This is a genomic window from Chryseobacterium cupriresistens, from assembly GCF_046614675.1.
Lineage (GTDB): Bacteria > Bacteroidota > Bacteroidia > Flavobacteriales > Weeksellaceae > Chryseobacterium > Chryseobacterium cupriresistens.
In genome coordinates, this window is record NZ_JBKKJT010000003.1 from 327548 (window position 1) to 340509 (window position 12962).

Annotated in this window: 12 protein-coding genes; 6 read left to right on the forward strand and 6 right to left on the reverse strand. The window is 36.9% G+C overall.

Annotation, left to right across the window (positions count from 1 at the left end; all coding sequences use genetic code 11):
- Positions 1–14 precede the first annotated feature (14 nt).
- Together purD and guaA are read left to right on the forward strand one after the other, a co-directional pair.
- Entirely contained in the window at positions 15–1253 is a 1239-nt protein-coding gene (purD, locus tag ACLI50_RS10395; RefSeq protein WP_411413702.1) for a phosphoribosylamine--glycine ligase, read from the forward strand.
- Between the two features lie 154 nt (positions 1254–1407).
- Positions 1408–2937 (forward strand): glutamine-hydrolyzing GMP synthase, encoded by a 1530-nt coding sequence (gene guaA, locus ACLI50_RS10400; protein ID WP_411413703.1) that lies wholly within the window; start codon positions 1408–1410, stop codon positions 2935–2937.
- Between the two features lie 379 nt (positions 2938–3316).
- On the opposite strand, the gene ACLI50_RS10405 is transcribed toward guaA, so the two are convergent.
- The gene (locus ACLI50_RS10405; RefSeq protein WP_411413704.1) at positions 3317–3589 is read right to left on the reverse strand and encodes a hypothetical protein; all 273 of its coding nucleotides are present in this window, start codon (positions 3587–3589) and stop codon (positions 3317–3319) included.
- 204 nt (positions 3590–3793) lie between these two features.
- Between ACLI50_RS10405 and ACLI50_RS10410 the strand changes: the two genes are divergently transcribed.
- Positions 3794–5296 (forward strand): carbon-nitrogen hydrolase family protein, encoded by a 1503-nt coding sequence (locus ACLI50_RS10410; RefSeq protein ID WP_062670801.1) that lies wholly within the window; start codon positions 3794–3796, stop codon positions 5294–5296.
- Between the two features lie 62 nt (positions 5297–5358).
- Here ACLI50_RS10410 and ACLI50_RS10415 read toward each other — a convergent pair whose 3' ends face one another.
- Together ACLI50_RS10415 and ACLI50_RS10420 are read right to left on the reverse strand one after the other, a co-directional pair.
- Complete coding sequence (locus ACLI50_RS10415) at positions 5359–6003, reverse strand: DUF4890 domain-containing protein (protein WP_411413705.1); 645 nt, start codon at positions 6001–6003, stop codon at positions 5359–5361.
- Between the two features lie 151 nt (positions 6004–6154).
- Positions 6155–6319, reverse strand: a complete 165-nt coding sequence (locus ACLI50_RS10420; RefSeq protein WP_167497813.1) for a hypothetical protein — start codon at positions 6317–6319, stop codon at positions 6155–6157.
- A gap of 213 nt (positions 6320–6532) precedes the next feature.
- On the opposite strand from ACLI50_RS10420, the gene ACLI50_RS10425 reads away from it, so the two are divergent.
- From ACLI50_RS10425 to ACLI50_RS10435, 3 genes are all read left to right on the forward strand, one after another.
- The gene (locus tag ACLI50_RS10425) at positions 6533–8179 is read left to right on the forward strand and encodes an ABC1 kinase family protein (RefSeq protein ID WP_411413706.1); all 1647 of its coding nucleotides are present in this window, start codon (positions 6533–6535) and stop codon (positions 8177–8179) included.
- Positions 8180–8251: 72 nt separating this feature from the next.
- Positions 8252–8761, forward strand: coding sequence for a hypothetical protein (locus tag ACLI50_RS10430; RefSeq protein WP_343639877.1), 510 nt, complete (start codon positions 8252–8254; stop codon positions 8759–8761).
- Between the two features lie 158 nt (positions 8762–8919).
- A complete protein-coding gene (locus tag ACLI50_RS10435) occupies positions 8920–10272 on the forward strand; it encodes a DEAD/DEAH box helicase (RefSeq protein WP_411413707.1) in 1353 nt (450 codons plus the stop codon).
- Between the two features lie 81 nt (positions 10273–10353).
- On the opposite strand, the gene ACLI50_RS10440 is transcribed toward ACLI50_RS10435, so the two are convergent.
- The 3 genes from ACLI50_RS10440 to ACLI50_RS10450 all read right to left on the reverse strand — a co-directional run bounded on the left by ACLI50_RS10440 (position 10354) and on the right by ACLI50_RS10450 (position 12916).
- Positions 10354–11010 carry a GDSL-type esterase/lipase family protein gene (locus tag ACLI50_RS10440; protein ID WP_202843922.1) on the reverse strand — a complete coding sequence of 219 codons (657 nt, stop codon included), beginning with the start codon at positions 11008–11010 and terminating at the stop codon, positions 10354–10356.
- Between the two features lie 63 nt (positions 11011–11073).
- Positions 11074–11535, reverse strand: coding sequence for a lipocalin-like domain-containing protein (locus tag ACLI50_RS10445; RefSeq protein WP_110009340.1), 462 nt, complete (start codon positions 11533–11535; stop codon positions 11074–11076).
- Positions 11536–11752: 217 nt separating this feature from the next.
- The gene (locus ACLI50_RS10450; RefSeq protein WP_411413708.1) at positions 11753–12916 is read right to left on the reverse strand and encodes an iron-containing alcohol dehydrogenase; all 1164 of its coding nucleotides are present in this window, start codon (positions 12914–12916) and stop codon (positions 11753–11755) included.
- Positions 12917–12962: the final 46 nt, after the last annotated feature.

Below are 12962 nucleotides of genomic sequence, written 5' to 3' on the forward strand. Positions count from 1 at the left end.
ATAATAAATAAAGTATGAGAATATTAATCATAGGTGAAGGCGGTAGAGAATCTGCTTTAGCGGCAAAGCTTCAGAATGACCCAAGAATTTCTAAAATGTTTTTTGCCAACGGGAATGCTACTACCGATGTAATAGGGAAAAATGTTCATTTATCAGAAATCAAAGAACTTAGAGATTTCGCTATTAAAGAAAAAATTGATCTTACGATCGTAGGTCCTGAAGCTCCTCTTGTAGCGGGTATCAAGGACGAATTTAAAAAGCATGATCTTAAGGTTTTCGGGCCTACTCAGAAAGTAGCGAGCCTGGAAGGAAGTAAAGCTTTCTCTAAGAAATTTATGCAGACCTATGATATCAAAACAGCTAAAGCTGTGGTATTTGATTCATATAACGAAGCAAAAGAATATGTGCAGACACAGCAGTATCCTCTGGTAATCAAAGCAAGTGGTTTAGCAGGCGGAAAAGGTGTGGTAATCTGTGATACTCTTGAAGAGGCGGAAGCTACAATCCACGATTTCATGATCAGAAGAATCTATGGTGATGCCGGTATTCGTTTAGTTATCGAAGAATATTTACAAGGTTTTGAAGCGTCTATTATTGCTTTCTCTAACGGGGAAAAATTATTCCCTTGTGTAGCGGCAAAAGATTATAAAAAAGCTGGAAACGGAGATACAGGACCTAACACAGGAGGTATGGGTTCAGTAGCGCCAAGTCCGGAATTTACTCAGGAGCACTACGCAGATTTTGAGAAAAACATCTTAGAGCCTACTGTTAAAGGTCTTAAAGCTGAAGGTTTCGGATTTAAAGGAATCATCTTCTTCGGATTGATGGTAACGAAAAACGGAGCTTACCTTCTTGAATACAACATGAGATTCGGAGATCCTGAAACTCAGGTATTGATGGCATTAATGGAAAACAATCTTTTAGATGTAATCCAGGACTGTATGGAAGGAAAAGACATTGAGCTTAAGTTTAAAGACGAAAAAGCAGTTTGCCTTGTTATGTGTTCAGGAGGATATCCGAGAAATATCGAAATAGGTTTCGAAATTACAGGAGAAGACAAACTGAAACATAGTAAACTTTTATATGCAGGAGCAGTCACGAAAGGTGATAAAGTGGTTTCCAATGGCGGTAGAGTACTGAACATTGTGGCTACAGGAGCTACCTACGAAGATGCCCGCAAAAAAGTTTACGAAGATGCAGCGCACGTACATTTCGATTACGGCTTCTACAGAGAAGACATCGGAAAGTTTTAATAAAAATCACGAAAAAAGATTTGGAGCTAATCCAAGTCTTTTTTTGTAAAACAGTTAAGTAAGCAATAAGCTTTAGGCTACAGGCAGCATGCTTATTGCCTGAAGCCTATAACTTAAAGCTTTTAATTTAATCATCATTTATCAATTATCAAAAATGAACAACGGTATTATTATTTTAGATTTCGGATCCCAGTACAACCAGCTTATCGGAAGAAGAATCCGTGAGATGGGTGTGTACTCTGAAATCTTGCCTTACAATACACCATTACAAGATATTTTAGCAAAACAGCCAAAAGGGATCATCCTTTCCGGTGGACCAAGTTCTGTAAATGCAGAAAATGCCCACCTGGTTGAAAAAGAATTATATGAGCAGGGAGTTCCGGTATTGGGAATCTGCTACGGAATGCAGATGACGGCGCACCTTTTAGGAGGAAAAGTAAACAAAGGAGAGAAAGGAGAATATGGTAAAGCCAATTTAGAGATCGTTAAAGAAAGCTCTTTATTAAAAGGAGTAACTCAGAACTCTGTCGTTTGGATGAGCCACTTTGATGAAGTAGGAGAATTGCCTGCAGGTTTTGAATTAAATGCAAAATCAGGCGTAATTGCTTCTATTTCCAATGAAGATAAAAAAATCTTCTGCGTTCAGTTCCACCCGGAAGTTTCTCATACAGAAGAAGGTGGAAAGATGCTTGAAAATTTTGTTTTCGGAATCTGTAACTCAGAGAAAAACTGGAAACTGACTAACTATATTGAAAAAACAGTTGAGGAAATCCGCGAGAAAGTAGGTAACAACAAAGTGATCCTTGGTCTTTCCGGAGGTGTAGACTCTTCTGTAGCTGCTGTTTTGATCCACAAAGCCATCGGTGATCAGTTAACTTGTATTTTCGTAGATACTGGATTATTAAGAAAGGATGAAGGGAAAAAAGTAATGGATCAGTATGGAGAGCATTTCCATATGAACATTAAAATGGTAGATGCTAAAGAAAGATTCCTTTCAAAACTAGCCGGAGTAGACGATCCGGAAGCAAAGAGAAAGATCATCGGAAACGAATTTATCCACGTATTTGACGAAGAATCTCACAAAATTGAAGGTGCTAAGTTCTTAGCTCAGGGAACCATTTATCCTGACGTTATCGAAAGCCAGTCTGTCAACGGACCATCTGCAGTAATCAAGTCTCACCACAATGTTGGAGGACTTCCTGAAGATATGGAATTCGAGTTATTGGAGCCATTAAGAGAGCTTTTCAAGGACGAAGTAAGAAGAGTAGGAGAAGAATTGGGTATTCCTCATCACCTGGTATACAGACACCCTTTCCCTGGTCCTGGATTAGGAATCAGAGTATTGGGAGCGGTAGATGCTGAGAAAGTAAGAATCCTTCAGGAAGCTGATGATATCTTCATCGAAGAATTATACAAAAATGACCTTTACGAAAAAGTATCTCAGGCTTTCGTAGTCCTTCTTCCTGTAAAATCTGTAGGAGTAATGGGTGACGAAAGAACATATGAATACACCGCTGTAGTTCGTTCTGCCAATACCATCGATTTCATGACAGCAACATGGAGCAGACTTCCTTACGAGTTCCTGGATACCGTTTCCAGCAGAATCATCAACGAAGTAAGAGGAATCAACAGAGTAGCTTACGATATTTCAAGCAAACCGCCTGCAACGATTGAGTGGGAATAATTTTTGACTTGAATTTAAAATATAAATCCTGCCCGTTTTTTGGGTGGGATTTTTTTGTTAAAACTGTTTCAATGAAGAAATGATCAGTAAAATATTTAAAGCAATTAACAAGCAATATATCAGCTTGAAGAGTATATGTTTATGAAAAATGACATAACTTGTTAACATAGTACCTATTAAATAGAAGTAAATAAAACTTTTTGCTTCCTGGGGTTTTATTTCAGATGCTGAAAACAAGTTTAAATTATGCGAAACATTGACTGATGTATCAGCATAAAAGATTCTTAAAATAAACATAATGGTGACGCTTATGAGTAAAATTACTGCGTATGGTTTCATCAACTAATAAAAATTTAATTTAATCGGACAAGAATGATTTTTAATTGACGTTGTAAAAATAAAAATCTTCCGCAGAAAAAGCATTCAGGTTTTCTATAAAGTCAAAATAAGCATTATAAATATCAGGATCTACAGTCAAATACGGATTAGATAGCGTATCGACAATAATATATTCTGTATCACGAAATGTATGCAGAATATTTTTAACCTGTAAAGCATATAGCTTTTCTATAAAAATCAGAGGATAATTCAGACAGATATATCCCACAGTTTTATTTCCCAGATTTAGAATAGCAATTCTTTCTGTTTCCATTTCTATATCAGTGCGATAAGGAAATGAAAGCGCCTCGATTACAGAACTGAAATCAGAGTGTTTCCAATAATTATTTGAGTGAACTGCTGCTTGTAAAATTTCGGTGATATCCACTGTTAAATTTTGTATAAATAGTTGGGGAAGTAGTTATCTATAAGGATTTAAGTAAAATATTTTCACTAAATTTAAGTAAAATTACATCAAATGCAAATAGAAACAAGAAACCTGACCCTTCAGGATTATGATGAACTGGCGGAAACGATGAAAAGGGCCTACCCACAGATGTCGGAGTCTATATGGTCCAAAAAAAGTATTGATAAACTGACAAAAATATTCCCTAACGGACAAATTTGTATCACGGTTGACGGAAAACTCGCTGCTGTAGCGCTTTCCATTATCGTCAATTATGAAGAATTCGGGGACGATCATACCTATAGTGATATTACTGGAAATTATACATTCAATACACATACTTCCACAGGAAATGTCCTTTATGGAATTGAAGTTTTTGTAGATCCTGAGTTTCGTGAGTTACGTTTGGGAAGAAGGCTTTACGATGCACGAAAAGAACTTTGTGAGTTATTAAACCTGAAATCGATTATTCTTGGAGGCAGAATCCCCAATTATCACAAATACAGCCACGAACTTTCTGCAAGAAATTATATCCGAAAAGTAAGAGATAAGGAGATCTATGATCCGGTATTGTCTTTCCAGCTTTCCAATAATTTTCTTCCGATAAAAATCCTGAAAAAATATCTTCCGGAAGATGAAGCTTCCAGAGAAAATGCTGTTCTTTTACAATGGAACAACATCTATTACAGCAGAAAACCGAATACCATGCAGGACAGCATTATCCGTCTCGGATTGGTGCAATGGCAGATGAGGCACTTCAAAGATATTGAAGCTTTTTATGAACAGGTGGAATTTTTTGTGAATGTAATGGGGGATTACAAATCAGACTTTGTTCTTTTCCCGGAACTCTTTAACACTCCTTTGCTTGCTCCTTTCAACAATCTTTCCGAAAGGGACAGTATGATAGAGCTGGCTAAGCTGACAGAGGAAATCAAAGAAAAAATTTCAGAGCTGGCCATCAGTTACAACGTCAATATTATTTCGGGAAGCATGCCTGTTTTTGAAAATAATGAACTGTACAACGTAAGCTATCTTCTTCACCGTGACGGCCGTATGGATGAATACAGAAAAATTCATATTACTCCGAACGAAAAGAGATATTATGGAATGAAAGGCGGAAATGAAATCAAAGTTTTTGATACCGACTGCGGAAAAATAGGTCTTGTCATCTGCTATGACGTGGAATTTCCGGAGTTACCAAGAATTCTGGCTGATCAGGGAATGAAAATTCTGTTTGTTCCTTATCTTACAGACACTCAGAATGCCTACATGAGAGTACGCCACTGTGCCGCAGCAAGAGCCATTGAAAACGAATGCTACGTTGCCATTGCTGGTTGTGTAGGAAACCTTCCGAAGGTAAACAATATGGATATTCAGTTCGGACAGGCTGCTGTATTTACCCCTTCCGATTTTGCCTTCCCATCCAATGCCGTAAAAGGAGAAGCTACTCCAAACACCGAAATGACCCTGATTGTGGATGTAGATCTGAACCTGTTGAAAGATCTTCATCACAACGGTTCTGTTCAGGTCATGAAAGACCGGAGAAAAGATCTTTACGAAACTTATCTTAAATAATAAAACTTCGGGGCGGCTCCATAGGAGCCGCCCCGAAGTTTTAAGTATTAACACAAACTGAATTATCCTTTTTTAACAGATTCCCTGATTAAATCCTGGTTATTTTTATACACCTCATATTGCTCAGGACTTAGTATCTTTTTAAAATCTTTATCCAGTGTTTTAAAATCACTGATGATAACCTTTTTTGCCTTATTGCTGTCAGCATCTTCAGGACCTGCATTTTTCTTGTTAAGACGCTTTCCAAAGTCTTTCTGAACCTTCTGTACTCCTTTAAAGTTGATCTCATAGGCCTGCTCAACCTGTCTTTCGGTCAGATCCAGAATAGGGATCATAATCAATGTTCTGAAAAGAGCAATCTTTTCTGCCCTGTCTTGTTTTACAATTGCCATCTGCTCAGGAGTCAGGATCTGTTCCATCGCCTGATGACGTTGGGCAATGATGCTTATAAATTCGTCAGCAATAATTTTGTTGTTTTCAGGGCTGTTATTGTTACCGGCTTTGTTATCAAGAGCAATAAGTACATCTGCTGTAGTATTATTGATCTCTGCAACTTTATTCACCTGTGATTCTGTAAGTCCTAAATAACTCATTTCTTTTGTGGCTACTTCGGCAATAGAATGAGCTGATGCTACCTGAGCTTTTATTTGTGTTGTAAACAGAACTGCTGATACAATAAGACCAGCTGAAATAATTTTTTTTAACATAGTGTTGTATTTAAATATTTATAAAATTTTTTTGTTCTTCCAGATGGAAATAATGTGCCAGAAATTGAGGTACGTAGGCATTTTTTAGGGCAAAAAAAATACCCGAAGAATATTTCTTCGGGTACTGTATAATTCTGTATAAAATTTGATCTTACATATACTGAGGGCATACTACAGCAGGACAGATCAGTCCAGGACATTTTGGTCTTCCGTCTGTAGGGCAGCATTGGTTTGAGCAGTTTCCGATAATAATTCCGCTTCCTGCAATTCCTTTTAATTGCTCTCTTGAAAGTTTGTTGTTACGTAAATTTTTCATGTTCTAATATTTTTGATTTGTTTTAATTTTGTACGTTGTAAATATATTAATTTTTACAATATATGATGTGTTTTTATTGATATTGGTGTATTTTATTCTTTAAAATACTGATTATGTGTTGTTATTTTTAATTTTATTTGTTGGCGTTGTTGTCATAATTGTTTTCATAAAGGAACAATTTTTGGAGTAAATTGCACCTACTATTGATACACTATGTTTGATAAACCTCAAAGAAAACTGAAAAGATCCGCAAGACTGATTTCCGTACTCAGTAAATATGGATTCAAAGATCTTCTGGCCAGAATGAACGGAAATAAGCAGGAAGAAGCTTCCGGTCATTCAGATGAAATCATCTCAAAAGGAACCGTTTACGAAAGAATCAGACTGGCTCTTGAAGAGTTGGGGCCTACCTTTGTAAAATTGGGTCAGACATTCAGTAACAGGGAAGATTTATTGCCGCCGGAAATGATCCAGGAACTGCAGAAACTTCAGGACAAAGTGGAAACAGTAGATATGAATGTGGAGGAAGCACTGGAAAGTGAATTTAATATTTCCGTGAAAGATTATTTCCGTGAAATTCAGAAAAAGCCTTTGGCTACAGCTTCCATTGCTCAGGTTTATAAAGCTGTTCTGCTGGATGGCAGTCCGGTAATTTTAAAGTTGAGAAAACCTGATGTCCAGTCTGTCATTGAAGATGATTTACTGTTGATTAAAGATATTGAAAAGCTGATATCCACTTATTCGGAGATAGGAGAAAAACTCAATCTGAAACAGGCCATTTCTACCTTTGAAAAATCTTTACTGGAAGAAGTTTCTTTGATTAATGAAAAAAACAATATCCAGCAGTTCCGTCTGAATTTTAAGAACAATAAAGAAACATACGTTCCTAAAGTGTACGAAGAATTTTCCAACAACAATATTCTTTGTATGGAATTTATTGATGGAATCAAAGTAACCGATAAATCTGTTCTTTTGGCCAATGATATCGATCCTGTAAAGGTTTCAGAAACAGGATTGAGACTCTTTGTATCGCAGATTTTAGATTATGGATTTTTCCATGCCGATCCTCATGCCGGAAATATTCTGGTAAAAAAAGACGGCAGAATTGTTTTCATTGATTTCGGAGCAGTAGGGAAAATTCAGCCTAATGATAAAGAAATTCTTGAAAATCTTATTGTCAGTTTTGTTGCTAAAAATTCGCATAAAATAGTCCGTTCACTCAAAAAAATGGCCATAAGCTATGAAATTCCGGACGAAAGAAGGTTTGAAAATGATGTGGATGATATTCTGAATTTTGTTCACAGCTCGTCATTACAGGATATCAATGTACAGGTGATTATCAACAAGATGAAGGATATACTGAAAGACAACAGGCTTTATATGCCGGATTATTTCTATCTTCTGTTCAAAGGAATCAGTCTGATAGAAGGAGTGGGAAGGAGCATTAATCCTGATCTTGATATTGTTAAAAGTCTTCACCCTTACACCAAAAAGATTTTCACCAAGAAAATCAGTCCTAAAAATCTTTTGAAAACAGGGATGGACCGTATGATGAATTTCACGGATAATGTAGATGAAATTCCGAAAGAACTTCGTTCCGTTCTTCAAAAACTGGATGAAAATAAATTTACGGTTTCCAGCGAAATCAAAAATATAGAGAAGACCAACCAGCTCATCAAATCCAGTGTCATCAATCTGATTCTGGCCATGGTTTTAGGAGCGAATATCATTGCCACGGCTATCGTGTTTTCCTCAGAATCCGGACCAAGAATCGGAGAACTGTCGTTAGTTGCAGTTTTAGGTTTTATTTTTTCAATTCTTTTAGTCATTATCCTTCTGCTAAGAGTAACCAGAAAATAAAATGGAAGTTGACTTTGAACCCGAAGAATGTATAAACGCTAATCCCGCCACCCTGTATTTAAACCAAAAACAATGAAAATACTTATTATAACATCCATTACCTTATTCAGCACACTTTGTATGGCTCAACAAGGAAATGAAGAGAAGCTTCAGGGAGATTTTGACGGAAACGGAACAAAAGAATACGCTTACACAAAAGTCAGCGACTGTGGCGACGAATGTGAAGGAAAGTGTGAAACCACCATTTATTTCAGCGATAAAAATATACAGCCGATCACCATTACTCCTGCAAACCAGGGAAGTTTGTATAATTTAGGAGATCTTAATGGTGACGGAAAAGAAGAGATCGGCTTTTATCCCAATTGGTGCACCAGCTGCTGGCATCCGTTCTATGTGTATACATTAGGTAAAACGGGTTGGAAGCCATTATTGCCTTCTATCTCAACCCATTGTAATCAGTGGGAAGAAGATCAGTTTCCTATTAAAAAAGATCCGAAAAAGAAAGGATATGTTATTGTTACCTCCAGCAAATGGGAAGATGATGACATTAAAATCAGTAGTAAAAGTGTAAAAGTGAATTGATTACAATCGCTTGAGGCTGGAAGAGGGAAGGAAATGACCTGTATTAATATATTGATCTGTTTCATTATGCATTCAAAAAATTAAAAGAACGTTTGATAATCTTCCAGCTTAAGACTTCGTGCTTCCATACTACAAAATTAAATACCTATCTTTGCAAAATGGAAAAACTCACTTTTGCGGATTTTGACCTTCCGGTTAAAATTCTCGATGTTTTAGCGGATCTGGAATTATTTGAACCTACTCCAATTCAGGAGAAGAGCTTAAAGCCTATACTTTCGGGAAGAGATGTAATGGGAATTGCGCAGACAGGAACCGGGAAAACATTAGCTTATCTTTTACCTGTTCTTAAAACATGGAAATACAGCAAGACAGGAAATCCAACTGTTTTGGTGCTTGTTCCTACAAGAGAACTGGTGGTACAGGTAACAGAAATCCTTGAAAAACTGACAGAAAATATTACGGCAAGAGTAATCGGAATATACGGTGGAAAAAATATCAATACTCAAAAACTATTGTTTAATGATGGCTGTGATATTCTGGTAGGAACACCGGGACGAGTGATGGATCTTTCCATAGACAACGCGATTTCTCTGAAAGAGGTTCAGAAACTGATCATCGATGAGTTTGACGAGATGCTTAATCTTGGTTTCAGACCACAGCTTACCCACATTTTTGAAATGATGAAGGAGAAGAGACAGAATATTCTTTTCTCTGCAACCATGACGGAAGCGGTAGATGAAATGCTGGATGTTTATTTTGCCAATCCGATTGAAATTTCATTGGCTAAATCAGGAACACCACTTGAGAAAATCGAGCAGATTGGTTACAAAGTAGAAAACTTTAATACCAAGATCAATTTACTGGAGCATTTGCTTAAAAGTGATGCAGACATGTCCAAAGTACTGATCTTCAATAACAATAAAAGACATGCAGACCTTCTCTTTACTAAAATCGATGAGCTTTTCCCTGAACAGTTTGATGTGATTCATTCCAATAAATCGCAGAATTACAGACTGAAAGCGATGAAGAGGTTTGAGAATGAAGAGATCAGAGGTTTGATTACCACAGATGTCATGGCAAGAGGTCTGGATATCTCGAACATTACACACGTCATCAATTTTGAAACGCCTGATATTCCGGAGCAGTATATCCACAGAATCGGTAGAACAGGTAGAGCAGACAAAGAAGGGAAAGCTTTGGTTTTTGTAACGAAAAAAGAAGAACCTTTGCTTCTTGATATTGAGCTGTTGATGGATAAGGAATTGAAATTTAATGAATTCCCTGAGGATGTTAAAATCAATCCTAAAAAGATTGCTGCCGAAGAAGATCAGGTAGTCATGAAAAATCCTGTACAGGTAAAACTGAACGAAGGAGGCGGAGCATTTCACGAGAAAAAAGCTAAAAATACCAAAGAAAACTGGGGTGGACCTTCCAAAAGAAAAGCACCTAAGAAATTTGGAGCCAACAGAGCGCAGCAGAAAGCAATTTCGAAATCGAAAAGAAAGAAATAAAATAAAAAACGATTCCCATTTCAGGAATCGTTTTTTATTTTTAATCGAATTTGATATTATTGTTTTTATCATGGATTGAGTTTACTTCATATAAGGAGTGATCACCTTAGCCCAGATTTTATATCCTTCCGGCTTAAAATGAAGCATGTCTTCCACAAAAATATCTTTTCTTACATTTCCATTAGCATCTTCCATTGCTTTGGTAACATCAATAAATTCCGCGTTTGGTTCCTTTTTCATAAAAGCAGCAATTTTTTTGTTGGCAACCTTCATCTGCGGCCAGATCACTTCTCGGCTCGGCGAATATTTGATGGAGATATAATCTACTTCAATATCAGGAAACCTCTCACGGATTTTTTTGTAAAAAGCTTTGAATCGGTCAACAACTACTTTGGCTTTTAGCTTATGATTATCTGCAAAATCATTTTCGCCACAGTAAATAATGATCTGTTTGGGCTGATAAGGCGCTAAAAGGTCATTCGAAAAATCATTAAGATCTGTAAGTCTTGATCCTCCAAACCCTCTGTTGATAATGGTTTTACCAGGAAAATAATCTGCTACATCAGTCCATTTGGTGAATGATGAACTTCCAATAAATAAAATAGCATCCTTTTGAGGCGGGTTTTGCTGGTCCAGCTTTTTAAATTCCTGAATGTCCTGCCAGAACATCGGTTTTTTCTCCTGAGAAAAAGCAATAGCAAAATACAGCAATAGAAATGCTGATAGAATCTTCTTCATTATATTCAGTTTTAAATTAGATATAAAAGTAATAAAAAACTCCCGATTAGCGGGAGTTATAATTTATCTTTTGTAGGTAACGTAAGGGACATCCGGTATTTTATCTCCATCCATATCAAAGATTCCTGACTGCTGGGCAAGTTTAAGATCTTTGGCTGTCAGAATATCAATTCTGTAGTTTACTGATCCTTCATCACCAAGTTTAATTCCAATGATTTTTGAATCGGCATCGTAGGTAAATGTTCCTTCAGTTTTTGGCGATGGGGTACAGTCTGCACCTTCTCCCGTATACGCTGTATAGCTTACATAATAATCTGTTCTGAAGAAAAGAGTATTTTTAGCTGCACATCCTGTTAAAGTTTCAGTATAGAGCACTGTTTTATTATCTTTTCCGGAAATTACTTCCCTTTTAACTTCCTTCCAATCTCCCTTCATGATTTCCATATCATAAGCTTCGAGATTGTCATCTTTACAAGAAGTAAGTGCCAAGGCAGAAAAGGCAAATAAAAGTAGCTGTTTTTTCATTTTCACAAATTTAAGAATATGCTAAAATATAAATAAATTTGAAATATCTGTAATGAAATAGTGAATTTTTAAACGAATGTTTGTAAATTAAATAATTTTATAGAGGTTGCAATACGGGATGCGAGTTTCGGGTTATATATTTTCAAACTGAAAATGAAGATAAGCGCTTCATCCGAATCTTGAAACAGCATAGCTCAAACCTCGTACCCCGAATCCCTTAATAGCTCATCTCTACAATCTTATAAGCATCCTGCGGAGTCAGTTTTTTATATTCTCCAAGGCCTAGCCACTTTCTGTCTGTAAAGGCTTTTTCAACCTTTTCAGCGGTTCCTTTAAAGTCCTCCGTATATTCGGAAAGCCTGGTTTTGATATGAAGACTGTGGAAGAATTCTTCCAGCTTTTTAATGCCCAGTTCAGCTTTTTCCTCTACACTTCCGTCTTTGATTCCCCAAACTCTTTCAGCGTACTGAGCCAGTTTTCCTTTTTTATCTTCAAAGTTGTAACGGTAATGCGATGGAGCAATGATTGCCAGTGTTCTTGCGTGATCAATTCCGAAATAAGCGGTCAGCTCATGTCCCATTGCATGCACGGCCCAGTCTGTAATAACTCCTTTCTGGATCAGTCCGTTTAACGCCATTGTACAACACCACATAAAGTTTCCTGCAGCATCATAGTTGAAATCATCAGCCAATACTTTTGGAGCCGTTTCCTGCAGGCTGATCAGGATGCTTTCTGCAATTCTTTCCTGAAGGTCGGCGGAAGAAGGAGTGGTCATATATTGTTCCAATACGTGAGTATAGGCATCTGTGATTCCGTTCACAATCTGATTTTTTGGAATAGATCTGATTACCTCCGGATCCAGTACAGAAAATTGCGGGAAAAGTCCCGGTCCTCCTGAAGATAATTTCTCATGGGTTTCCCTTCTGGAGATCACATAACCGGAATTCATTTCTGATCCCGTTGCAGGCAGTGTTAAAATACTTCCGAAAGGCATTCCTTCCCCTTCAAAAGTTCTTACCGATTTTTTCAGAATATCCCATGGCTCACCGTCATAATTGGCTGCTGCAGAAAGGAATTTTGTGCCGTCAATGACAGATCCGCCACCTACAGCAAGAAGGTAAGTAATATCTTTTTCTTTAATAAAGCTTAAAGCATTGATCAGAACTTCATATTCAGGGTTGGCAGGAACTCCGCCAAACTCGTATAATTCATGATCTTTTAAAGCCTCTTTTACCTGATCGTAAACACCATTGTTTTTGATGCTTCCGCCACCGTAAATCATTAATATTCTTGCGTCTTGAGGGATTTCTTTGGAAATTTTAGCGATTTCGCCTTTCCCAAAAAGTATTTTTGTAGGGTTTTTAAACTCGAAATTAAGCATTGTTCTATATTTATTTTAGTCAAATTTACGGAATGAAAAAAGAAAA

What these genes read in the sequence shown, in the direction of transcription:
- purD (WP_411413702.1), top strand. Translation starts at nt 15, where the DNA reads ATGAGAATATTAATCATAGGTGAAGGCGGTAGAGAATCTGCTTTAGCG.
- guaA (WP_411413703.1), top strand. Translation starts at nt 1,408, where the DNA reads ATGAACAACGGTATTATTATTTTAGATTTCGGATCCCAGTACAACCAG.
- ACLI50_RS10405 (WP_411413704.1), bottom strand. Translation starts at nt 3,589, where the DNA reads ATGGAAACAGAAAGAATTGCTATTCTAAATCTGGGAAATAAAACTGTG.
- ACLI50_RS10410 (WP_062670801.1), top strand. Translation starts at nt 3,794, where the DNA reads ATGCAAATAGAAACAAGAAACCTGACCCTTCAGGATTATGATGAACTG.
- ACLI50_RS10415 (WP_411413705.1), bottom strand. Translation starts at nt 6,003, where the DNA reads ATGTTAAAAAAAATTATTTCAGCTGGTCTTATTGTATCAGCAGTTCTG.
- ACLI50_RS10420 (WP_167497813.1), bottom strand. Translation starts at nt 6,319, where the DNA reads ATGAAAAATTTACGTAACAACAAACTTTCAAGAGAGCAATTAAAAGGA.
- ACLI50_RS10425 (WP_411413706.1), top strand. Translation starts at nt 6,533, where the DNA reads ATGTTTGATAAACCTCAAAGAAAACTGAAAAGATCCGCAAGACTGATT.
- ACLI50_RS10430 (WP_343639877.1), top strand. Translation starts at nt 8,252, where the DNA reads ATGAAAATACTTATTATAACATCCATTACCTTATTCAGCACACTTTGT.
- ACLI50_RS10435 (WP_411413707.1), top strand. Translation starts at nt 8,920, where the DNA reads ATGGAAAAACTCACTTTTGCGGATTTTGACCTTCCGGTTAAAATTCTC.
- ACLI50_RS10440 (WP_202843922.1), bottom strand. Translation starts at nt 11,010, where the DNA reads ATGAAGAAGATTCTATCAGCATTTCTATTGCTGTATTTTGCTATTGCT.
- ACLI50_RS10445 (WP_110009340.1), bottom strand. Translation starts at nt 11,535, where the DNA reads ATGAAAAAACAGCTACTTTTATTTGCCTTTTCTGCCTTGGCACTTACT.
- ACLI50_RS10450 (WP_411413708.1), bottom strand. Translation starts at nt 12,916, where the DNA reads ATGCTTAATTTCGAGTTTAAAAACCCTACAAAAATACTTTTTGGGAAA.